23 protein-coding genes are annotated in these 20,742 nt (G+C 59.8%); 22 read left to right on the top strand and 1 reads right to left on the bottom strand.

What is annotated here, in order from left to right; genetic code table 11:
* The first annotated feature begins 89 nt into the window (after positions 1 to 89).
* From queA to ACYZUM_RS20435, 6 genes are all read left to right on the top strand, one after another.
* Positions 90 to 1,154, top strand: a complete 1,065-nt coding sequence (gene queA, locus ACYZUM_RS20460) for a tRNA preQ1(34) S-adenosylmethionine ribosyltransferase-isomerase QueA (protein WP_007964414.1) — start codon at positions 90 to 92, stop codon at positions 1,152 to 1,154.
* 14 nt (positions 1,155 to 1,168) lie between these two features.
* A complete protein-coding gene (tgt, locus tag ACYZUM_RS20455) occupies positions 1,169 to 2,284 on the top strand; it encodes a tRNA guanosine(34) transglycosylase Tgt (RefSeq protein WP_473061367.1) in 1,116 nt (371 codons plus the stop codon).
* A gap of 43 nt (positions 2,285 to 2,327) precedes the next feature.
* Positions 2,328 to 2,663 carry a preprotein translocase subunit YajC gene (gene yajC, locus ACYZUM_RS20450; protein WP_041071802.1) on the top strand — a complete coding sequence of 112 codons (336 nt, stop codon included), beginning with the start codon at positions 2,328 to 2,330 and terminating at the stop codon, positions 2,661 to 2,663.
* Between the two features lie 64 nt (positions 2,664 to 2,727).
* Entirely contained in the window at positions 2,728 to 4,596 is a 1,869-nt protein-coding gene (gene secD, locus ACYZUM_RS20445) for a protein translocase subunit SecD (RefSeq protein WP_041071804.1), read from the top strand.
* A 9-nt stretch (positions 4,597 to 4,605) separates the two neighbouring features.
* Positions 4,606 to 5,520, top strand: coding sequence for a protein translocase subunit SecF (gene secF / locus ACYZUM_RS20440; protein WP_108183718.1), 915 nt, complete (start codon positions 4,606 to 4,608; stop codon positions 5,518 to 5,520).
* A gap of 121 nt (positions 5,521 to 5,641) precedes the next feature.
* Positions 5,642 to 6,190 (top strand): glycine zipper 2TM domain-containing protein, encoded by a 549-nt coding sequence (locus ACYZUM_RS20435; RefSeq protein WP_041071808.1) that lies wholly within the window; start codon positions 5,642 to 5,644, stop codon positions 6,188 to 6,190.
* Between the two features lie 243 nt (positions 6,191 to 6,433).
* On the opposite strand, the gene suhB is transcribed toward ACYZUM_RS20435, so the two are convergent.
* Complete coding sequence (suhB, locus tag ACYZUM_RS20430) at positions 6,434 to 7,252, bottom strand: type III secretion system regulator SuhB (RefSeq protein WP_007964419.1); 819 nt, start codon at positions 7,250 to 7,252, stop codon at positions 6,434 to 6,436.
* A 145-nt stretch (positions 7,253 to 7,397) separates the two neighbouring features.
* On the opposite strand from suhB, the gene trmJ reads away from it, so the two are divergent.
* The 16 genes from trmJ (at position 7,398) to hisS (ending at position 20,712) form a co-directional block, all read left to right on the top strand.
* On the top strand, positions 7,398 to 8,168 hold the full coding sequence (gene trmJ, locus ACYZUM_RS20425; RefSeq protein WP_041071810.1) for a tRNA (cytosine(32)/uridine(32)-2'-O)-methyltransferase TrmJ: 771 nt from the start codon (positions 7,398 to 7,400) through the stop codon (positions 8,166 to 8,168).
* Between the two features lie 3 nt (positions 8,169 to 8,171).
* Entirely contained in the window at positions 8,172 to 8,948 is a 777-nt protein-coding gene (gene cysE, locus ACYZUM_RS20420) for a serine O-acetyltransferase (RefSeq protein WP_041071871.1), read from the top strand.
* Positions 8,949 to 9,198: 250 nt separating this feature from the next.
* Positions 9,199 to 9,690, top strand: a complete 492-nt coding sequence (gene iscR, locus ACYZUM_RS20415; protein ID WP_003227911.1) for a Fe-S cluster assembly transcriptional regulator IscR — start codon at positions 9,199 to 9,201, stop codon at positions 9,688 to 9,690.
* A 47-nt stretch (positions 9,691 to 9,737) separates the two neighbouring features.
* On the top strand, positions 9,738 to 10,952 hold the full coding sequence (locus tag ACYZUM_RS20410) for an IscS subfamily cysteine desulfurase (protein ID WP_041071812.1): 1,215 nt from the start codon (positions 9,738 to 9,740) through the stop codon (positions 10,950 to 10,952).
* A gap of 83 nt (positions 10,953 to 11,035) precedes the next feature.
* The gene (gene iscU, locus ACYZUM_RS20405; protein WP_003227907.1) at positions 11,036 to 11,422 is read left to right on the top strand and encodes a Fe-S cluster assembly scaffold IscU; all 387 of its coding nucleotides are present in this window, start codon (positions 11,036 to 11,038) and stop codon (positions 11,420 to 11,422) included.
* 28 nt (positions 11,423 to 11,450) lie between these two features.
* A complete protein-coding gene (gene iscA / locus ACYZUM_RS20400; protein ID WP_003227904.1) occupies positions 11,451 to 11,774 on the top strand; it encodes an iron-sulfur cluster assembly protein IscA in 324 nt (107 codons plus the stop codon).
* 8 nt (positions 11,775 to 11,782) lie between these two features.
* The gene (gene hscB / locus ACYZUM_RS20395) at positions 11,783 to 12,304 is read left to right on the top strand and encodes a co-chaperone HscB (RefSeq protein ID WP_003227901.1); all 522 of its coding nucleotides are present in this window, start codon (positions 11,783 to 11,785) and stop codon (positions 12,302 to 12,304) included.
* A gap of 51 nt (positions 12,305 to 12,355) precedes the next feature.
* Positions 12,356 to 14,221 (top strand): Fe-S protein assembly chaperone HscA, encoded by a 1,866-nt coding sequence (hscA, locus tag ACYZUM_RS20390; RefSeq protein WP_041071819.1) that lies wholly within the window; start codon positions 12,356 to 12,358, stop codon positions 14,219 to 14,221.
* Positions 14,221 to 14,562 carry an ISC system 2Fe-2S type ferredoxin gene (gene fdx / locus ACYZUM_RS20385; protein WP_041071821.1) on the top strand — a complete coding sequence of 114 codons (342 nt, stop codon included), beginning with the start codon at positions 14,221 to 14,223 and terminating at the stop codon, positions 14,560 to 14,562. The genes hscA and fdx overlap by 1 nt, the downstream gene beginning before the upstream one ends.
* A gap of 14 nt (positions 14,563 to 14,576) precedes the next feature.
* Entirely contained in the window at positions 14,577 to 14,777 is a 201-nt protein-coding gene (gene iscX, locus ACYZUM_RS20380) for a Fe-S cluster assembly protein IscX (RefSeq protein ID WP_008084655.1), read from the top strand.
* Between the two features lie 88 nt (positions 14,778 to 14,865).
* Positions 14,866 to 15,291: a nucleoside-diphosphate kinase gene (ndk, locus tag ACYZUM_RS20375; RefSeq protein WP_473061138.1), complete on the top strand. Its 426-nt coding sequence runs from the start codon at positions 14,866 to 14,868 to the stop codon at positions 15,289 to 15,291.
* A gap of 28 nt (positions 15,292 to 15,319) precedes the next feature.
* Positions 15,320 to 16,468, top strand: coding sequence for a dual-specificity RNA methyltransferase RlmN (gene rlmN, locus ACYZUM_RS20370; RefSeq protein WP_007964428.1), 1,149 nt, complete (start codon positions 15,320 to 15,322; stop codon positions 16,466 to 16,468).
* Between the two features lie 12 nt (positions 16,469 to 16,480).
* Entirely contained in the window at positions 16,481 to 17,239 is a 759-nt protein-coding gene (gene pilW / locus ACYZUM_RS20365; protein ID WP_086791709.1) for a type IV pilus biogenesis/stability protein PilW, read from the top strand.
* A complete protein-coding gene (locus ACYZUM_RS20360) occupies positions 17,239 to 18,273 on the top strand; it encodes a RodZ domain-containing protein (protein ID WP_473061137.1) in 1,035 nt (344 codons plus the stop codon). Before pilW ends, ACYZUM_RS20360 begins: the two co-directional genes overlap by 1 nt.
* A 3-nt stretch (positions 18,274 to 18,276) precedes the next feature.
* Positions 18,277 to 19,386 carry a flavodoxin-dependent (E)-4-hydroxy-3-methylbut-2-enyl-diphosphate synthase gene (gene ispG / locus ACYZUM_RS20355; protein WP_473061136.1) on the top strand — a complete coding sequence of 370 codons (1,110 nt, stop codon included), beginning with the start codon at positions 18,277 to 18,279 and terminating at the stop codon, positions 19,384 to 19,386.
* A gap of 36 nt (positions 19,387 to 19,422) precedes the next feature.
* A complete protein-coding gene (gene hisS, locus ACYZUM_RS20350; protein ID WP_027612134.1) occupies positions 19,423 to 20,712 on the top strand; it encodes a histidine--tRNA ligase in 1,290 nt (429 codons plus the stop codon).
* The last annotated feature ends 30 nt before the right edge of the window (positions 20,713 to 20,742 follow it).

The raw sequence follows: 20,742 nt of genomic DNA, 5'->3' as shown, positions 1-20,742 counted from the left end.
GAGAGGTGATTACCGTTGGTCAATCACGTTTCATGGTCAATTTTTGATAATTCCGCTAGACTTTCCGGCCCTGCTAGACGAACCCCATCATGCGCGTTGCTGACTTTACCTTCGAGCTTCCTGATTCGCTGATCGCCCGCCACCCTCTGGCCGAGCGTCGCGGTAGTCGCCTGCTGACCCTTGATGGGCCGAGCGGCGCCCTTGCACACCGTCAATTCACTGATTTGCTTGAGCATTTGCGCCCGGGCGATTTGATGGTATTCAACAATACCCGGGTGATTCCGGCGCGGCTGTTTGGGCAGAAAGCCTCGGGCGGCAAGCTGGAAATCCTCATTGAACGCGTGCTCGATTCGCACCGCGTGCTGGCCCATGTGCGCTCCAGCAAGTCGCCGAAGCCGGGTTCGAAGATCCTTATCGATGGCGGTGGTGAAGCCGAGATGCTCGCGCGTCATGATGCGTTGTTCGAGCTGGGCTTCGCTGAAGAAGTGCTACCGCTGCTCGATCGCGTCGGGCACATGCCGTTGCCTCCTTATATAGACCGCCCGGACGAAGGTTCGGATCGCGAGCGCTATCAGACCGTGTACGCCCAGCGTCTGGGTGCGGTGGCGGCGCCGACGGCGGGGCTGCATTTCGATCAGCCGCTGATGGAGGCGATTGCCGCCAAGGGCGTCGAGACCGCGTTCGTCACGCTGCACGTCGGTGCGGGGACGTTCCAGCCGGTACGCGTCGACAAGATCGAAGATCACCACATGCACAGCGAGTGGCTGGAAGTCGGCCAGGACGTGGTCGACGCCGTTGCCGCGTGCCGTGAGCGTGGCGGGCGAGTGATTGCCGTGGGTACCACCAGCGTGCGTTCGCTGGAAAGTGCCGCGCGCGATGGTGTGCTCAAGCCGTTCAGCGGTGACACCGACATCTTTATCTACCCGGGCCGGCCGTTCCATGTGGTCGACGCCTTGGTCACCAACTTCCATTTGCCGGAATCGACGCTGTTGATGCTGGTTTCGGCGTTCGCCGGTTATCCCGAAACCATGGCCGCCTATAAAGCCGCCGTCGACAACGGGTACCGCTTTTTCAGCTACGGTGATGCGATGTTCATCACCCGTAATCCCGCCCCGACTGCCCCTGAACACACAGGCCCAGAGGAAACAGAATGAGTCGCGAATGTCGCATGTCCTTTGAACTGCTTGCCACCGATGGCAAGGCTCGTCGTGGTCGGCTGACCTTCCCGCGTGGCACCGTCGAAACCCCGGCCTTCATGCCGGTGGGCACCTACGGCACGGTCAAGGGCATGTTGCCGCGTGACATCGTGGCCACTGGCGCGAAAATCATTCTGGGCAACACCTTCCACCTGTGGCTGCGTCCGGGCACCGAGGTGATCAAGGAGCACGGCGACCTGCACGATTTCATGCAGTGGAAAGGCCCGATCCTCACCGACTCCGGCGGCTTCCAGGTGTTCAGCCTGGGTGCAATGCGCAAGATCAAGGAGGAGGGCGTGACCTTCGCTTCCCCGGTCGACGGCTCGAAAGTGTTCATGGGCCCGGAAGAATCGATGCAAGTGCAGCGCGATCTCGGTTCCGACATCGTGATGATCTTCGACGAATGCACGCCGTACCCGGCTGACGAAGATGTCGCTCGCGTTTCGATGGAGCTGTCGCTGCGTTGGGCCCAGCGCTCGAAAAACGCGCATGGCGACAACACCGCGGCGCTGTTCGGTATCGTTCAGGGCGGCATGCATCAGGATCTGCGCATGCGCTCGCTGGAAGGTCTGGACAAGATCGGCTTCGATGGCCTGGCCATCGGCGGTCTGTCGGTGGGCGAGCCCAAGCACGAGATGATCAAGGTGCTGGATTATCTGCCGGGCATGATGCCTGCTGACAAACCTCGTTACCTTATGGGCGTTGGCAAACCGGAAGATCTGGTTGAGGGTGTGCGCCGCGGTGTGGACATGTTCGATTGCGTGATGCCAACCCGTAATGCCCGCAATGGGCATCTGTTCATTGATACAGGCGTGCTGAAGATCCGTAACGCGTTCCATCGCCATGATGATTCGCCGCTGGATCCGACCTGCGATTGCTATACCTGCCAGAACTTCTCCCGCGCTTATCTGCATCACCTGGACAAGTGCGGCGAAATGCTCGGCAGCATGCTCAATACCATCCATAACTTGCGCCATTATCAGGTGCTGATGGCTGGTTTGCGCGAGGCTATTCAACAGGGTACATTGGCCGCCTTTGTCGATGCCTTCTACGCCAAACGCGGGCTCCCCGTTCCGCCTTTGGACTGAGTTTTCTGACCCCAAGATTCAACATTTGCAACTGGAGTGCTAAATGAGCTTTTTTATCTCTAATGCCATGGCTGACGCGGCTGCACCGGCTGCTGCGCCTATGGGCGGCGGCTTCGAGTGGATTTTCCTGGTCGGTTTCCTGGTCATCTTCTACCTGATGATCTGGCGTCCACAGGCCAAGCGCGCCAAAGAGCAGAAGAACCTGCTGAGCAGCCTTGCGAAGGGCGACGAAGTGGTCACCACCGGCGGCATCGCCGGCAAGATCACCAAAGTGGCCGATGACTTCGTGGTTCTGGAAGTTTCCGACACCGTGGAAATGAAGTTCCAGAAGGGCGCCATCGCCGCCACGCTGCCAAAAGGCACGCTGAAAGCGATCTAAGGTTCCAACTTCTACTCAATCGACGGGGCGCGCAAGGCGCCCCGCGTTCATAACGGGCGGCGTGATGCTGAACAAATATCCTCTGTGGAAATACATTCTGATCCTGGCGGTGCTGGCGATCGGTCTGATTTATTCCGCTCCCAATCTATACCCCGATGACCCGGCCATTCAGATCAGCGGCGCCAGCACGGCTCTGCAGGTCAATCAGGCCGATCTGGATCGCGTCAGCACCGCGCTGCGTGAATCCGGGATCAACGTCAAGGCAGCTTCTCTGGCGGCCAACGGCAAGGGCGGCCTGATCCGTCTGACCAAGGCTGAAGACCAGCTGCCGGCCAAGGACGTTGTGCGCAAGGCATTGGGTGATGACTACGTCGTCGCATTGAACCTGGCACAAACCACCCCGCAATGGCTGCGCAACCTCGGCGCGCACCCGATGAAGCTGGGTCTGGACCTGTCCGGTGGTGTGCACTTCCTGCTGGAAGTGGACATGGACAAAGCCCTCGACGCCCGCCTGAAAGTCTACGAAGGCGACGTCAAGAGCCTGCTGCGCAAAGAAAAACTGCGCTATCGCAGCCTGCCGCAACTGGGCGGCGCCATTCAGTTGGGCTTCAGCGATGCTGACTCCCGCGAACAGGCCCGTGCGCTGATCCGCAAGAACTTCAACGATTTCGACATTGTTCCGGCCGACCTCAACGGTCAACCGGTGCTGCGTCTGGCGATGACCCCGGCCAAGCTGGCGGAAATCCGTGAATACTCCATCAAGCAGAACTTGACCACGGTACGTAACCGCGTCAACGAGCTGGGTGTTGCCGAACCGATCGTTCAGCGTCAGGGCGCCAACCGCATCGTGGTTGAGCTGCCGGGCGTGCAGGACACTGCCGAAGCCAAGCGTATTCTCGGCAAGACGGCCAACCTTGAGTTCCGTCTGGCTGCAGAGCCGGGGGCTTCGAAAGCCACTTCCGAAACCTTCGAGTTCCGTGAAGGCAAGCGTCCTCCTGCGCAGATCGAGCGTGGCCTGATCATCACCGGTGACCAGGTGACCGACGCCAAGGCCGGTTTCGGCGAGCACGGCACGCCTGAAGTGAACATCCGTCTGGACGGTCACGGTGGCGAGCTGATGAGCCGCGCGACCCGTTCGAACGTCGGTCGCAGCATGGCGGTGATCTTCATCGAACAGCGTCCGGTGACCACTTACACCAAGCAGGTGGTCGACGGCGTCGAGAAAGACGTGCCGGTACAGACCTTCAAGGAAGAGAAGAAGATCATCAGCCTGGCGACCATTCAGTCGCCGCTGGGTGCGCAGTTCCGTATCACTGGCCTGAACGGCCAGGGCGAATCGTCCGAACTGGCACTGCTGCTGCGTGCCGGTGGTCTGGCCGCTCCGATGTACTTCGCGGAAGAGCGCACAATCGGCCCGAGCCTGGGTGCTGACAACATCACCAAAGGTATTGATGCGTCGCTGTGGGGCATGCTGTTCGTCTCGCTGTTCATCATCGCCATCTACCGCTTCTTCGGCCTGATCGCCACGGTTGCGCTGGCGGTGAACATGGTGCTGCTGCTGGCGCTGATGTCGCTGCTGGGGGCAACGCTGACCCTGCCGGGTATCGCCGGTATCGTCTTGACCATGGGTATGGCGGTCGACGCCAACGTGCTGATCTTCTCGCGGATCCGTGAAGAGATCGCCGCCGGCATGACCGTGCAGCGTGCAATCAACGAAGGCTTCGGCCGGGCATTCACTGCGATTCTCGACGCCAACCTGACCACTCTGCTGGTCGGCGGCATCCTCTTCGCCATGGGCACCGGCCCGGTGAAGGGTTTCGCAGTGACCATGTCCCTCGGGATCTTTACCTCGATGTTCACGGCCATCATGGTGACCCGCGCAATGGTCAACCTGATCTTTGGCGGACGTGACTTCAAGAAGTTGTGGATTTAAGGGGCTGCCATGTTACGTACAATCAACTTCATGGGCGTTCGCAACTTCGCGTTCGGCGTCACAGTGTTTCTCACGTTGCTGGCTATTTTCAGCGTCGTCCACAAGGGCATGAACTGGGGCCTGGACTTCACCGGCGGTACGCTCATCGAGCTGACCTACGAGCGTCCGGCTGACGTCACCAAAGTGCGCGAGCAGTTGGCGACTTCGGGTTACCACGAAGCCATCGTGCAGAACTTCGGTGCGACCACCGACCTGCTGGTGCGCATGCCGGGTGAGGACCCGCAACTGGGCCATCAGGTAGCAGACGCGCTGCAGAAAGTCGGCGGCGACAACCCGGCGACGGTCAAGCGCGTCGAGTTCGTCGGCCCGCAGGTCGGTGAAGAACTGCGCGACCAGGGCGGCCTCGGCATGCTGCTGGCGCTCGGCGGCATCCTGATCTACCTGGCTTTTCGCTTTCAGTGGAAATTCGCGGTCGGCGCCATCGTTTCGCTGATTCACGACGTGATCGTGACCGTCGGTATCCTGTCGTTTTTCCAGATCACCTTCGACCTGACGGTGCTGGCGGCGGTACTGGCGATCATCGGTTACTCGCTGAACGACACCATTGTGGTATTCGACCGAGTTCGCGAGAACTTCCGTGTGCTGCGCAAGGCTTCGCTGATCGAGAACATCAATATCTCGACCACCCAGACCCTGCTGCGGACCATGGCAACGTCGATCTCCACCTTGCTGGCGATTGCTGCGCTGCTGTTCTTCGGTGGCGACAACCTGTTCGGCTTCTCCATCGCCCTGTTCATCGGTGTGCTGGCGGGTACCTACTCGTCGATCTACATCGCGAACGTGGTGCTGATCTGGCTGAACCTGAGCACCGAGGATCTGATTCCTCCGGCCAACACCGAGAAGGAAGTCGACGACCGTCCATAACGGCCATCGCTTCACCGGTTGTCAGCCCAGAAAAGGCGCGAGTTGAACTCGCGCCTTTTTTTATGCTCCAAGGCTGGGAGAAGCGCGGGCGCGTCCCGCATGTGATGGTCAGGAGGTTCATGTGAACAAGTCGTTGCTGGTTGGTGCGGTATTGGGTGCTGTCGGTGTGACTGCCGGGGGTGCTGTTGCCACCTACAGCCTGGTTAAAAGCGGCCCTGAGTATGCGCAAGTACTGGCCGTAGAACCGGTCAAAACACAGATCAAGACTCCACGTGAAGTGTGCAAGGATGTTGCTGTAACCCGCCAGGCGCCGGTCAAGGATCAACACCAGATTCTCGGTACCGCGATTGGTGCGGTAGCGGGTGGTTTGCTGGGTAACCAGATTGGCGGCGGTACCGGCAAGAAGATTGCCACGGTCGCTGGCGCGGTCGGTGGCGGTTATGCCGGTAACAAGGTGCAGGAAGGCATGCAGAACCGCGACACCTACACCACCACCCAGACTCGCTGTAACACCGTGAATGACATCAGCGACAAGGTCGTCGGTTACGACGTGCGTTATTCGCTGGATGGCAAGGAAGGCAAAGTGCGGATGGATCGCGATCCGGGCAACCAGATTCCGGTCGACAAGGAAGGCAAGTTGATTCTGTCGCAGAATCAGCCGGGTCAGTAAGCGCTGACTGTTTAACAAGAAGCACCCTGCGGGGTGCTTTTTTGTGCTCGCAATTTTTGGCGGCGCTATGACCCCTTGTGGGAGCGAGCCTGCTCGCGAATGCGATCTGCCATCCAGAATTGATATTGGCTGACCCGCCGCCTTCGCGAGCAAGCTCGCTCCCACAGTGGATTCGAGTGGAGGCTGAAGTCGCAGGCATAAAAAAAGCACCCCGAAGGGTGCTTTTTGCGTTTCGCGGGAAGCTTAGCGCTTCAGCGAGGCCGGCAGGTGCGGCTGGATCGCCGTCAGTACTGCCTTGAAGCATTTGGTGTTACCGGCAACGATGTGGCCTTTTTCAAGGAAATCGTGACCGCCGGTGAAGTCGCTCACCAGGCCGCCTGCTTCCTGGATCAACAGGGCGCCAGCCGCCATGTCCCACTCGGACAGGCCCGACTCCCAGAACGCGTCGAAACGACCGGCGGCCACATAGGCCAGGTCCAGGCTGGCGGAACCGGCGCGGCGGATGCCGGCAGTCTGGCCAACCAGGGCGCGGAACATGCCCAGGTAGTTGTCGAGGTTGTCCATCTGGTCGTCACGGAACGGGAAGCCGGTGCCCAGCAGGGCGCCTTCGAGGCTGGTGCGACCGCTCACGCGCAGGCGGCGACCATTCAGCTGAGCGCCCCGACCACGGCTGGCGGTGAATTCTTCCTGGCGAACCGGATCCAGAACCACTGCGTGTTCCAGGCGGCCACGGTATTTGCAGGCAATGCTGACCGCGAAGTGAGGAATGCCACGCAGGAAGTTGGTGGTGCCATCCAGCGGATCGATGATCCACAGGTACTCTTCGCCTTCGATGCCGTTACCGACGTGCATGCCGGTCTCTTCACCCTGGATCGAGTGATTCGGGTAAGCCTTGCGCAGCGCATCGATGATTTTCTGTTCGGCGGCGCGATCGACCTCGGATACATAATCCTTGGCGTCTTTTTCGTCGACCTTGATGGTATCCAGGCGCTCGATGGAGCGGAAGATCAGTTCACTGGCGCTGCGGGCGGCGCGCAGCGCGATATTCAGCATGGGCTGCATGGATGTGTCACCTAAGGTTGTTAAAGAAAGCCGCGCATTCTATCAGAACTTTTCTTCAGGTGAAGGTCGCTGTTCGCTTTCATAGCTTAACGGTAGGCTGTTCTGTAAGATTTGCACCCCTTTCCTGTGTCCGAGAGCGCCTCCCTTGTTGCAGAACATTCGTGTCGTCCTGGTCAATACCAGCCACCCCGGCAACATCGGCGGGGCCGCGCGCGCCATGAAAAACATGGGGCTGTCGCGGCTGGTGCTGGTCGAGCCGCGTCTGTTTCCGCACCACGAAGCCGATGCCCGTGCTTCTGGTGCCGGGGATATTCTTGAAAACGCACAAGTCGTCGCCACCTTGGAAGACGCTTTGGTCGGCTGCAATCTGGTGCTCGGTACCAGCGCCCGTGACCGGCGCATTCCCTGGCCGCTGCTCGATCCCCGCGAATGCGGGAGCAAAGTGGTCGAGGAGGCCGGGCAGGGCGCGGAGATCGCGCTGGTGTTCGGTCGTGAGGACTCCGGCCTGACCAATGAGGAGTTGCAGCGATGTCACTTTCATGTGCACATCCCCTCCGATCCTGAGTTCAGTTCGTTGAACCTCGGGGCGGCGGTGCAGGTGTTGAGCTACGAAGTGCGCATGGCCTGGCTGGCCGCTCAAGGGCAGCCGACCAAGATCGAGAAAGAAGAAGTGGCCTCGGTGAAAAGCGCCGAGCTCGCGACCATGGATGAGCTGGAGCGCTTTTACGAGCATCTGGAGCAGACGCTGGTCGCCATCGAATTTCTTGATCCGGAAAAGCCGCGGCACTTGATGGCGCGTCTGCGCCGATTGTACGGACGCAGCTCGGTCAGCCGGGCGGAAATGAATATTTTGCGTGGCATCCTCACGGAAACCCAAAAAGCGGCCCGTGGTGAGCTTCTTAAACGGAAGGACTGAATGATGTTTGAGCGTTTGCGTGAAGATATCCAGAGCGTATTCCATCGAGACCCGGCGGCGCGTAACGCTTTTGAAGTCCTGACTTGCTACCCCGGCATGCATGCGATCTGGATTCATCGGCTGGCCGGCATGCTGTGGCGCCACGAGCTGAAATGGCTGGCGCGACTGGTGTCGAACTTCGGGCGCTGGTTGACCGGGATCGAAATTCATCCGGGGGCCAAGGTCGGTCGGCGCTTCTTTATTGATCACGGCATGGGCATCGTCATCGGTGAAACCGCCGAGATCGGCGATGACGTGACCATTTATCAGGGCGTGACCCTCGGTGGCACCAGCTGGAACAAGGGCAAGCGCCACCCGACGCTGGGTGACGGCGTTGTCGTGGGCGCCGGCGCCAAAGTGCTCGGGCCGTTCACGGTGGGGGCGGGTGCCAAAGTCGGCTCCAACGCCGTCGTGACCAAAGAGGTGCCACCCGGTGCCACGGTGGTGGGGATTCCGGGTCGGATCATCGTCAAGTCTGATGAAGAACAGGACGCCAAGCGCAAAGCCATGGCCGAGAAGATCGGTTTCGATGCCTATGGCGTCAGCGAAGACATGCCTGACCCGGTGGCGCGTGCCATCGGTCAGTTGCTCGATCACCTGCAGGCGGTGGACGGGCGGCTGGAGGGGATGTGCGGCGCGCTGAAGGATCTGGGCAGTAATTACTGTGCGAAAGATCTACCGGAGCTGCGCGAAGAAGACTTCGCCTGCGTCAAAGGCAAAGACGAATCCAAAGCCGGCTGACTCTTCTATGTAGGAGCTGCCGAAGGCTGCGATCTTTTGATCTTGATTGGCAGCAAAAGCAAAAGATCGCAGCCTTCGGCAGCTCCTACAGGTTCCATCGGCAGGGTGGTGTGCCATTAGGCCGCAGACCCTGCTATGATGCGCGCGCTCTTTTGCGGGTAAACCCGACTAAAGCACTAGGTCTTATAGTTGACTTAAATGCTCGGGAATTGCATACTCCCGCCCATTCCGAACTCCGTGGTAATTGTCCATGCGACTGACTACAAAAGGCCGATACGCCGTGACCGCCATGCTTGACCTGGCGTTGCACGCGCAGCACGGGCCGGTGTCCCTGGCCGATATCTCCGAGCGCCAAGGCATCTCCCTGTCCTATCTCGAACAGCTTTTCGCCAAGCTGCGCCGCAGTAACCTGGTTTCCAGTGTTCGCGGTCCTGGCGGTGGTTATCAGCTGTCGCGCGACATGCAGGGCATCCAGGTGGCTCAGGTGATCGATGCGGTCAACGAATCGGTTGATGCTACCAAGTGCCAAGGCCAGGGCGATTGCCATTCCGGCGACACCTGCCTGACCCATCACCTGTGGTGCGACCTGAGCCTGCAGATTCACGAATTTCTAAGTGGTATCAGCTTGGCTGATCTTGTAACTCGCCGTGAGGTGCAAGAAGTAGCCCAGCGTCAGGACCAGCGCCGTTGCAACAGCAAGGCGCCACGCCTGGACAAGATTGAAGCGTCCGCCGTCGAATGACAGCCGAAGAGCTAGCGGAACGCCAGCCCTGATTTAGGAGATAGTCCATGAAATTGCCGATTTACCTTGATTACTCTGCGACCACCCCGGTCGACCCGCGCGTTGCGCAAAAGATGAGTGAATGCCTGCTGGTCGACGGAAACTTCGGTAACCCGGCGTCCCGTTCCCACGTGTTCGGCTGGAAGGCTGAAGAGTCCGTCGAAAACGCCCGTCGTCAGGTGGCCGATCTGGTCAACGCCGACCCGCGTGAAATCGTCTGGACCTCGGGCGCTACCGAGTCCGACAACCTGGCTATCAAGGGTGCGGCACATTTCTACGCTTCCAAAGGCAAGCACCTGATCACCTCCAAGATCGAGCACAAGGCTGTCCTCGACACCATGCGCCAACTGGAGCGTGAAGGTTTCGAAGTGACCTACCTCGAACCGACCGAAGACGGCCTGATCACTCCGGCGATGATCGAAGCGGCACTGCGCGAAGACACCATTCTGGTGTCGGTGATGCACGTGAACAACGAAATCGGCACCATCAACGACATCGCTGCCATTGGCGAACTGCTTCGTTCGAAGGGCGTCCTGTTCCACGTCGACGCTGCTCAGTCCACCGGCAAGGTCGAGATCGATCTGCAGAAGCTGAAAGTCGACATGATGTCGTTCTCCGCTCACAAAACCTACGGCCCTAAAGGCATCGGCGCGTTGTACGTCAGCCGCAAGCCGCGTGTGCGCATCGAAGCGACCATGCACGGCGGTGGTCACGAGCGTGGCATGCGTTCCGGCACCCTGGCGACGCACCAGATCGTCGGCATGGGCGAAGCGTTCCGTGTAGCCAAGGAAGACATGGCTGCCGAAAACGTGCGCATCAAAGCCCTGAGCGACCGCTTCTACAAGCAGGTCGAACATCTGGAAGAGCTGTACGTCAACGGCAGCCTGACCGCCCGCGTTCCGCACAACCTGAACCTGAGCTTCAACTACGTTGAAGGCGAGTCGCTGATCATGGCGCTCAAGGATCTGGCGGTATCGTCCGGTTCGGCCTGCACCTCGGCGTCCCTGGAGCCTTCGTACGTTCTGCGCGCCCTGGGCCGCAACGACGAACTGGCACACAGCTCGATCCGTTTCACCTTCGGCCGTTTCACCACCGAAGAAGAAATCGACTACGCCGCGCAGAAGGTCTGCGAGGCCGTTACCAAGCTGCGCGCTTTGTCGCCGCTGTGGGACATGTACAAAGACGGTGTCGACATTTCGAAAATCGAGTGGGCGGCACACTGATTTCAAGTCGCCGCGAACCGACCCTGCTACCCAAGGTTGCAGGGTTTAAAGAGCGACTCTCTGATGAGTGAGGATTAAGCACCATGGCTTACAGTGAAAAGGTCATCGACCACTACGAAAACCCGCGCAACGTCGGCAAGATGAACGCGGAAGACCCGGATGTCGGCACCGGCATGGTTGGCGCTCCGGCGTGCGGCGACGTGATGCGTCTGCAGATCAAGGTCAACGATCAGGGCGTTATTGAAGACGCCAAGTTCAAGACCTACGGCTGCGGTTCGGCAATCGCTTCCAGCTCCCTGGCCACCGAGTGGATGAAGGGCAAGACCCTGGACGAAGCCGAGACCATCAAGAACACTCAGCTGGCCGAAGAACTGGCTCTGCCGCCAGTGAAAATCCACTGCTCGGTACTCGCTGAAGACGCTATCAAAGCGGCTGTTCGCGACTACAAGCAGAAGAAAGGCTTGATCTAAGCATTGCGCGACGAGTAAGGAGTCAACGATGGCTATCAGCATGACAGAAGCGGCTGCTCGACACGTGCGACGCTCCCTCGACGGGCGCGGCAAAGGTGAAGGGATTCGTCTGGGTGTTCGCACCACAGGCTGTTCCGGCCTTGCCTACGTGCTGGAGTTTGTCGACGAGGTGGTTGCCGAGGATCAGGTGTTCGAAAGTCACGGCGAGAAAGTGATCATCGACCCGAAAAGCCTGGCCTACCTGGACGGCACCGAGCTCGATTTCGTCAAGGAAGGGTTGAACGAAGGCTTCAAGTTCAACAACCCCAACGTACGCGGTGAATGTGGCTGCGGCGAAAGCTTCAACATCTGAGGCTTGTCGTGGGTATTCCTTGTCATTTCGCTTTATTCGAGCTGCAACCGAGCTTCCGCCTGGATCTCGAGCAGCTGGCCACGCGCTATCGTGAGTTGGCGCGCGGTGTTCATCCTGACCGCTTTGCCGACGCTTCCGAGCGCGAGCAGCGGTCGGCGCTCGAGCAGTCTGCGCGGCTCAATGATGCCTACCAGACGCTCAAGAGTCCGGCCCAGCGCGCGCGCTACCTGCTGACCATCAGCGGGCATGAAGTGCCGATGGAAGTCACGGTGCATGATCCCGAGTTTCTCTTGCAGCAGATGCAGTGGCGCGAAGAGCTCGAAGACCTCCAGGACAGCGCCGACCTTGACGGTGTCGCGGTATTCAAGCGTCGCTTGAAAGTCGCTCAGGAACAGTTGAACGAAAGCTTCGCAGCCTGTTGGGATGATGCAGCGCAACGCGAGCAGGCCGAACGCCTGATGCGGCGCATGCAGTTCCTCGACAAGCTCACCTACGAAGTGCGCCAGTTAGAAGAGCGCCTCGACGATTAACCCAGTGCCGCTCCGGTCGCACGCCTGATATACAGATAAGTCCTGATCACGATGGCCCTACTGCAGATCGCCGAACCCGGCCAAAGTCCTCAACCACACCAGCGTCGTCTGGCTGTGGGGATCGACTTGGGCACTACCAATTCGCTGGTCGCTGCGTTGCGCAGTGGTCTTTCCGAGCCACTGGCCGACGCAGACGGGCAGGTCATCCTGCCGTCCGCCGTGCGTTATCACGCCGACCGCGTCGAGGTTGGCGAGTCGGCCAAGCTGGCCGCGTCCTCCGATCCCTTGAATACTGTGCTGTCGGTCAAGCGCCTGATGGGCCGTGGTCTGTCCGACGTCAAGCAGTTGGGCGAGCAACTGCCGTACCGCTTTGTCGGTGGCGAATCGCACATGCCGTTCATCGACACCGTGCAGGGCCCGAAAAGCCCGGTCGAAGTCTCCGCCGACATCCTCAAGGTGCTGCGTCAGCGTGCTGAAGCGACCTTGGGTGGCGAACTGGTCGGTGCGGTGATCACCGTGCCGGCGTATTTCGACGATGCTCAGCGCCAGGCCACCAAGGATGCGGCGAAACTCGCCGGTCTGAACGTGCTGCGCTTGCTCAACGAGCCGACTGCTGCCGCGGTGGCGTATGGTCTGGATCAACACGCCGAAGGTCTGGTCGCAATCTATGACCTGGGCGGCGGCACCTTCGATATTTCGATTCTGCGTCTGACTGGCGGCGTATTCGAAGTGCTGGCCACCGGCGGCGACAGCGCGCTGGGCGGCGATGACTTCGATCACGCGATTGCTGGCTGGATCATCGAGAGCGCCGGCTTGTCCGCCGATCTCGACCCGGGTGCGCAACGCAATCTGCTGCAAACCGCCTGCGCGGCCAAAGAGGCCCTGACCGATGCGCCCAGCGTCGAAGTCGCCTACGGTGACTGGAAAGCGCAGCTGACCCGCGAAGCCTTCGATGCGCTGATCGAGCCAATGATTGCCCGCAGTCTGAAAGCCTGCCGCCGCGCCGTGCGTGATTCCGGTGTCGAACTGGAAGACGTGCATGCCGTGGTCATGGTCGGCGGTTCGACCCGCGTTCCACGTGTGCGTGAAGCGGTTGCCGAAGCCTTCGGTCGTCAGCCATTGACCGAAATCGACCCGGATCAAGTGGTGGCCATCGGGGCCGCGATCCAGGCGGATACGCTGGCTGGCAATAAGCGCGATGGTGGCGAACTGCTGCTGCTCGACGTGATTCCGCTGTCCCTGGGGCTGGAAACCATGGGCGGGCTGATGGAGAAGGTGATTCCGCGCAACACCACCATTCCGGTGGCCCGCGCGCAGGATTTCACCACGTATAAAGACGGTCAGTCGGCCATGGCGATCCATGTGCTGCAGGGTGAGCGCGAGCTGATCAGCGACTGTCGCTCCCTGGCACGCTTCGAACTGCGCGGCATTCCGGCGATGGTGGCCGGCGCGGCGAAGATTCGCGTGACCTTCCAGGTCGATGCCGACGGTCTGCTCAGCGTGTCTGCCCGTGAACTGGGTTCGGGCGTTGAGGCGAGCATTCAGGTCAAGCCGTCCTACGGTCTGACCGACGGTGAAATCGCCAAGATGCTCAAGGACTCGTTCCAGCACGCCAACGACGACAAGGTTGCCCGCGTCCTGCGCGAGCAGCAAGTCGATGCCCAGCGTCTGATCGAGGCGGTGCAGGGCGCTCTGGAGGCTGATGGCGAGCGCTTGCTCGACGCCGAAGAGCGCATGGTCATCGAGTTGCAGATGCAGGAACTGGCCGAACTGATGAAAGGCACCGATGGTTACGCCATCGAGCAACAGACCAAGCGTCTGTCGCAAGTGACCGATGCTTTTGCTGCCCGCCGCATGGATCTGACGGTGAAAGCCGCTCTGTCGGGGCGCAATCTGAATGAAATCGAGGATATCTGATGCCGCAGGTCATTTTTCTGCCCCACGAGAAGTTCTGCCCTGAAGGGATGGTCGTCGAGGCTGAGCCTGGCACTTCGATTCTCGAGCTGGCCCATGAACACCATATCGAGATGGAAAGTGCCTGCGGCGGCGTCTGCGCCTGCACCACTTGCCACTGCATCATCCGCGAGGGTTTCGACTCGCTGGAAGAGGCCGACGAACTGGAAGAAGACTTCCTCGATCGCGCCTGGGGTCTGGAAGCGCAATCGCGCCTGGCCTGTCAGGCTATCGTTGGTGAAGAAGACCTCACCGTCGAGATCCCGAAATATTCGCTTAACCATGCGGCCGAAGCGCCGCACTGACTGGTAAGACTGTCATGAGCTACGGTTGGAATGATGTTCAACGCATTGCAGAAGAATTGGCCGAAGCCAAGCCGGGCGTAGACCCGTTTTCTGTCAATTTCGTCGATCTGCAGCAATGGATCAAAGAGCTGCCGGATTTTGACAACACCTCTGGCCGGGTCGGCGAGAAAGTGTTGGAAGCGGTTCAGACGCTCTGGGCTGAAGAATTGGACTGATCGTCCTCGCAGGTTAGGCAATACCCAAGAACCCGCGTATAATTCGCGGGTTTAATTTTTCGCAAATTACTGTTTCTGGAGTTACACCATGGCTGTTCAACGTACTTTCTCCATCATCAAGCCTGACGCCGTTGCTAAAGGCGCTGCCGGCGAAATCGTTAGCCGTTTCGAAAAGGCTGGTCTGAAAGTGGTTGCTTCGAAAATGAAGCAGCTGTCCAAAGCCGAAGCTGAAGGCTTCTACGCTGAGCACAAAGAGCGCGGTTTCTTCGGTGACCTGGTTGCTTTCATGATCTCCGGTCCAGTGGTTGTTCAGGTTCTGGAAGGCGAAAACGCTATCGCTCGCAACCGTGAGCTGATGGGCGCTACCAACCCTAAAGAAGCTGCTGCCGGCACCATCCGTGCTGACTTCGCCGAGTCGATCGACGCCAACGCCGTTCACGGTTCGGACTCCGAAGCCGCTGCTGCTCGCGAAATCTCGTACTTCTTCGCAGCTACTGAAGTAACCACTCGCTAAGCATTGCTTAAAGAGTGAAGGTGAATCCATGACGACATCGACTGTTAAAACAAACCTGCTGGGTCTGACCCAGCCGGAAATGGAAAAATTCTTCGACTCAATCGGGGAGAAGCGTTTCCGTGCCGGTCAGGTAATGAAATGGATTCACCACTTTGGCGTCGATGATTTCGACGCCATGACGAACGTCAGCAAGGCCTTGCGCGAAAAGCTCAAGGCTGTTGCTGAGGTCCGTGGTCCCGAAGTGGTCAGCGAGGACATTTCCAGCGACGGCACCCGCAAGTGGGTGGTGCGCGTGGCGTCCGGCAGCTGTGTCGAGACCGTGTACATTCCCCAGGGCAAACGCGGCACTCTGTGCGTTTCGTCCCAGGCAGGCTGTGCCCTGGACTGCAGTTTCTGCTCCACCGGCAAGCAAGGCTTCAACAGCAACCTCACCGCCGCCGAAGTCATCGGTCAGGTGTGGATTGCCAACAAATCCTTCGGCAGTGTTCCGGCTACCATCGACCGCGCCATCACCAACGTGGTGATGATGGGCATGGGCGAACCGCTGCTGAACTTCGACAACGTCGTGGCCGCCATGCATCTGATGATGGATGACCTGGGCTACGGGATCTCCAAGCGCCGCGTGACCCTGTCCACTTCGGGCGTGGTGCCGATGATCGATGAGCTGGCCAAGCACATCGACGTCTCCCTGGCGTTGTCCCTGCACGCACCGAATGACGCATTGCGTAACCAATTGGTGCCGATCAACAAGAAATATCCGCTTAAGATGCTGCTCGAGTCGTGCCAGCGCTACATGTCCGCACTGGGCGAGAAACGTGTGCTGACCATCGAGTACACCTTGCTCAAGGACGTCAACGACAAGCTTGAGCACGCGGTGGAAATGATCGAGTTGCTCAAAGACATTCCGTGCAAGATCAACCTGATTCCGTTCAACCCGTTCCCGCATTCCGGTTACGAGCGGCCGAGCAACAATGCCATTCGTCGGTTCCAGGATCAGTTGCATCAGGCCGGCTTTAACGTCACTGTCCGCACCACCCGTGGTGAAGACATCGACGCCGCATGTGGTCAATTGGTAGGGCAGGTGCTGGATCGCACCCGTCGCAGTGAACGTTACATCGCCGTGCGCGAGTTGAGCGCCGACAGCGATCTGGCACAGAACGCCGCGAACACTAACTAAGAGAGGATCTCTATGTCCCTGCGCTTTGCGCTGCTGTTGCTGATGGCCAGCCTGTGTGCTGGTTGTGTCCTGTCGGGTGACTACAACCCGATGAAGACCAGCAAGGGCCGCGACGAAGCGCGTGCCGCCTACGTGCAGCTGGGACTGGGATACTTGCAGCAAGGGATGACCGAGCGCGCCAAGGTGCCGCTGAAGAAGGCGCTGGAGCTGGACGGCTCCGATCCTGATGCCAATGCTGCCCTCGGGCTGGTGTTCCAGGCCGAAATGGAGCCGAAACTGGCCGATGAGCATTTCCGCAAAGCCCTGTCCTCGCGTCCCGCCGATGCACGAATCCTCAATAACTACGGCAGTTTTCTCTACGAAGAACAGCGTTACAAGGAAGCCTACGAGCGTTTTGAGCAGGCAGCCGCCGATACCCTGTATCCTGAGCGTTCGCGGGTGTTCGAGAACCTCGGCATGACCGCCTCGAAGCTCGGGCAGCGGGATCTGGCGCAGCAGCAACTGGAAAAAGCCCTGCGGCTGAACCGTCAACAACCGCGCGCTTTGCTGGAAATGGCTGAGTTGTCCTTCGAAGACAGGCATTATGTGCCCGCGCGTGACTATTACGACCGTTTCAGCCTGCTAACCGAGCAAAATGCACGTAGTCTATTGCTCGGCGTTCGGCTGGCAAAAGTGTTTGAAGATCGCGACAAGGCCGCCAGTTACGGCCTGCAATTAAAACGACTCTATCCCGGTACGCCGGAATATCAGCAATACCTGTCGGAGCAATGATGAAAGCGGCGCATCCCGAAGTTGTAGCAGCGACTCGCGTTAATCCCGGTGAGACCTTGCGCCAGGCACGCGAAAGCAATGGCTGGTCGCTGGCCGAAGTGGCCCTCAAGCTCAACCTCACCGTGACTTCCCTGAGCAATCTTGAGGCTGGCGCTTTCGACAAGCTGCCGGGGCATACTTTCGCTCGTGGCTACATTCGCGCTTATGCCAAATTGCTCGGCATGGACCAGACCGTTCTGGTCCAGCAGTTCGACCAGTCCACCGGCACCGACTCACAGGGCAGCAATGTGCATGCACTGGGTCGTATTGAAGAGCCGGTGCGGGTATCCCACACCATTTTGCGGATCGTCAGCCTGCTGTTGCTGATTGCGGTCATCGGCGGCGGTTTCGTCTGGTGGCAGGATCAGACCTCGCTGCGCACCAAAGACTTGACCAGCCTCGCCCCGGAGCACGTTGAAGTCGAAGGCGCTGACGGCACCACGCAGATTCACCCGATCGACGAGCCGGAAGATCAGGCCGTGGCCGAAGGTCAGGCCGAGGGCGCGACTGCTCTGGCGCTGCCACAGTCGGAAGCCACCGCGGAATCGACCGGTGCCGAGCCTGCCGCTCCGGCCGCGGCTCCAGCAGCACCGGCCGTAACGCCAGCCGCCCCGACTCATACTCCGGCTCCGGTGGTTGCCACTCCGGCTACACCTGCACCGAACGTTCCGGCTGCTCCGGCACCGACCGTGACTGCGCCAGTGGTTGCGGCCACTCCAGCGCCAACCGCAGAAGCGGCTGCTCCGGCGGCCGGCGATGGCCAGGTACAATTGCAGTTCACCGCCGATTGCTGGGCACAGGTCACCGACGGTCGCGGCAAGGTGCTGTTCAGCGGTCTGAAACACAAAGGCGACAGCGTCTCGGTTTCCGGCAAGCCGCCACTGGCGGTACGCCTGGGTGTGGCTCGTGCCGCACAGGTCAGCTACAACGGCCAACCGGTCGATATCGCTCCGTTCACCAGTGGCGAGACTGCTCGCCTGAAGTTGGGTCAATAAGTCATGCACGGCGAATCTCCAATCAAACGTCGCGTTTCGCGCAAGATCTGGGTCGGTAATGTGCCTGTCGGCGGCGATGCGCCCATCGCTGTGCAGAGCATGACCAACAGCGACACTAATGATGTGGCGGCCACCGTTGCCCAGATCAATCGTCTGGAAGCGGCTGGCGTCGACATCGTCCGCGTTTCGGTGCCGGACATGGACGCCGCGGAGGCGTTTGGCAAGATCAAGCAACTGGTCAAGGTGCCGCTGGTTGCCGACATCCACTTCGACTACAAGATCGCGCTGCGCGTCGCCGAACTGGGTGTTGACTGCCTGCGCATCAACCCGGGCAACATCGGTCGTGAAGACCGGGTGCGCGCGGTGGTCGATGCCGCCCGTGACCGCGGGATTCCAATCCGCATCGGCGTCAACGCCGGTTCCCTGGAAAAAGACCTGCAGAAGAAATACGGCGAACCGACTCCTGCTGCACTGGTCGAGTCCGCGCTGCGTCACGTCGAGCACCTCGAACGCCTGAATTTCCAGGACTTCAAGGTCAGCGTGAAAGCCTCCGACGTGTTCATGGCCGTTGAAGCCTACCGTCTGCTGGCCAAGGAAATCGTCCAGCCGCTGCACCTGGGCATCACCGAAGCCGGTGGTTTGCGTTCGGGCACAGTGAAATCCGCCGTGGGCCTAGGTATGCTGCTCGCCGAGGGGATTGGCGATACTATCCGCATCTCGCTGGCGGCCGATCCGGTCGAGGAAGTGAAGGTCGGGTACGACATTCTCAAGTCTTTGCATCTGCGTTCCCGTGGCATCAACTTCATCGCCTGCCCGAGCTGCTCGCGGCAGAACTTCGATGTGGTCAAGACCATGAACGAGCTGGAAGGGCGCCTTGAAGACCTGCTGGTGCCGCTGGATGTCGCGGTGATCGGTTGCGTGGTCAACGGCCCCGGCGAAGCCAAGGAAGTCCATATCGGCTTGACCGGCGGCACGCCAAACCTGATTTACATCGACGGCAAGCCGTCGCAGAAACTGACGAATGACAATCTGGTGGACGAGCTGGAAAAGCTGATCCGCGAGAAAGCGGCCGAGAAGGTCGAAGCTGACGCAGCGGTCATCGCGCGCGGCTGACCTGACTGAAGCGCCGAACGAATTTAAGGATTTAAAGTGAGCAAGTCTCTGCAAGCCATTCGTGGCATGAACGACATCCTGCCCGAACAGACCCCGCTGTGGCGTTATTTCGAGGGTACAGTCGCGCGTCTGCTGGATAACTACGGTTACAAGCAGATCCGCATGCCGATCGTCGAATTCACCGAGCTGTTCAAGCGCTCGATCGGTGAAGTGACCGACATCGTCGAAAAAGAGATGTACACCTTCGAAGATCGCAACGGTGACTCCCTGACCCTGCGTCCGGAAGGCACCGCAGCGTGTGTGCGTGCGGTGCTCGAGCACGGCATCACCGGTGGTGGCCAGGTGCAGAAGCTTTGGTACATCGGCCCGATGTTCCGCCACGAGCGTCCGCAGAAAGGCCGTTATCGCCAGTTCCACCAGATCGGTCTGGAGGTGTTCAACCTCGACGGTCCGGACATCGATGCCGAGCTGATCATCATGACCTGGCGCCTGTGGGGCGAGCTGGGTATCCGTGATGCGGTCAAGCTCGAACTCAACAGCCTGGGCACCAGCGAGTCCCGTGGTCGCTATCGTGAAGCGCTGGTCGAGTACCTCTCGGCGCACCACGACAAGCTCGACGAAGACAGCCAGCGTCGCCTGAAAACCAACCCGCTGCGCGTGCTCGACACCAAAAATGCCGACACTCAAGCCGTACTGGTCGATGCGCCGAAAATGGCCGACTACCTGGACGACGAATCCCGTGCGCACTTCGAAGGTCTGAAGGCGCGTCTGGACGCGGTTGGCATCCCGTACGTGCTCAACCCGAAACTGGTGCGCGGCCTCGATTACTACAGCAAAACCGTATTCGAATGGGTCACCGACAAGCTCGGCGCCCAGGGCACTGTCTGCGCGGGCGGTCGTTACGACGGTCTGGTCGAGCAGATGGGCGGCAAGCCGACTACAGGCGTGGGTTTCGCCATGGGCATCGAGCGTCTGGTGTTGATGCTCGAAACCCTGGAGCAGATCCCGGAAGAAATCTCCCGTCAGGTCGACGTCTACCTCTGCGCCTTTGGCGAGGAGGCCGAACTGGCCGGTCTGGCCTTGGCCGAGCGTGTGCGTGACCAGCTTCCAAACCTGCGTCTGCAAGTCAATGCCGGCGCCGGCAGCTTCAAAAGCCAGTTCAAGAAAGCCGACAAGAGCGGTGCGCTGTACGCACTGATCCTGGGTGACGACGAAATGGCCCAGCAAGTGGTAGGTTTCAAACCCCTGCGTGGCCAGGGCGAACAACAAAGCATTGCCTGGGATGCGCTTGCCGCTCACCTGGCCACCTGCGTCGTGCAGGGTTGAAGCTGTCCAAACAGCCGATTTAGCGATTAA

Source organism: Pseudomonas sp. m6p (genome assembly GCF_055760375.1).
This window is presented reverse-complemented; position numbering and strand designations above follow the sequence as displayed.

What these genes read in the sequence shown, in the direction of transcription:
- secF (WP_108183718.1), top strand. Translation starts at nt 4,606, where the DNA reads ATGTTACGTACAATCAACTTCATGGGCGTTCGCAACTTCGCGTTCGGC.
- rlmN (WP_007964428.1), top strand. Translation starts at nt 15,320, where the DNA reads ATGACGACATCGACTGTTAAAACAAACCTGCTGGGTCTGACCCAGCCG.
- ndk (WP_473061138.1), top strand. Translation starts at nt 14,866, where the DNA reads ATGGCTGTTCAACGTACTTTCTCCATCATCAAGCCTGACGCCGTTGCT.
- tgt (WP_473061367.1), top strand. Translation starts at nt 1,169, where the DNA reads ATGTCCTTTGAACTGCTTGCCACCGATGGCAAGGCTCGTCGTGGTCGG.
- cysE (WP_041071871.1), top strand. Translation starts at nt 8,172, where the DNA reads ATGTTTGAGCGTTTGCGTGAAGATATCCAGAGCGTATTCCATCGAGAC.
- secD (WP_041071804.1), top strand. Translation starts at nt 2,728, where the DNA reads ATGCTGAACAAATATCCTCTGTGGAAATACATTCTGATCCTGGCGGTG.
- queA (WP_007964414.1), top strand. Translation starts at nt 90, where the DNA reads ATGCGCGTTGCTGACTTTACCTTCGAGCTTCCTGATTCGCTGATCGCC.
- ispG (WP_473061136.1), top strand. Translation starts at nt 18,277, where the DNA reads ATGCACGGCGAATCTCCAATCAAACGTCGCGTTTCGCGCAAGATCTGG.
- iscA (WP_003227904.1), top strand. Translation starts at nt 11,451, where the DNA reads ATGGCTATCAGCATGACAGAAGCGGCTGCTCGACACGTGCGACGCTCC.
- iscX (WP_008084655.1), top strand. Translation starts at nt 14,577, where the DNA reads ATGAGCTACGGTTGGAATGATGTTCAACGCATTGCAGAAGAATTGGCC.
- suhB (WP_007964419.1), bottom strand. Translation starts at nt 7,252, where the DNA reads ATGCAGCCCATGCTGAATATCGCGCTGCGCGCCGCCCGCAGCGCCAGT.
- yajC (WP_041071802.1), top strand. Translation starts at nt 2,328, where the DNA reads ATGAGCTTTTTTATCTCTAATGCCATGGCTGACGCGGCTGCACCGGCT.
- pilW (WP_086791709.1), top strand. Translation starts at nt 16,481, where the DNA reads ATGTCCCTGCGCTTTGCGCTGCTGTTGCTGATGGCCAGCCTGTGTGCT.
- iscR (WP_003227911.1), top strand. Translation starts at nt 9,199, where the DNA reads ATGCGACTGACTACAAAAGGCCGATACGCCGTGACCGCCATGCTTGAC.
- ACYZUM_RS20360 (WP_473061137.1), top strand. Translation starts at nt 17,239, where the DNA reads ATGAAAGCGGCGCATCCCGAAGTTGTAGCAGCGACTCGCGTTAATCCC.
- fdx (WP_041071821.1), top strand. Translation starts at nt 14,221, where the DNA reads ATGCCGCAGGTCATTTTTCTGCCCCACGAGAAGTTCTGCCCTGAAGGG.
- ACYZUM_RS20410 (WP_041071812.1), top strand. Translation starts at nt 9,738, where the DNA reads ATGAAATTGCCGATTTACCTTGATTACTCTGCGACCACCCCGGTCGAC.
- iscU (WP_003227907.1), top strand. Translation starts at nt 11,036, where the DNA reads ATGGCTTACAGTGAAAAGGTCATCGACCACTACGAAAACCCGCGCAAC.
- hscA (WP_041071819.1), top strand. Translation starts at nt 12,356, where the DNA reads ATGGCCCTACTGCAGATCGCCGAACCCGGCCAAAGTCCTCAACCACAC.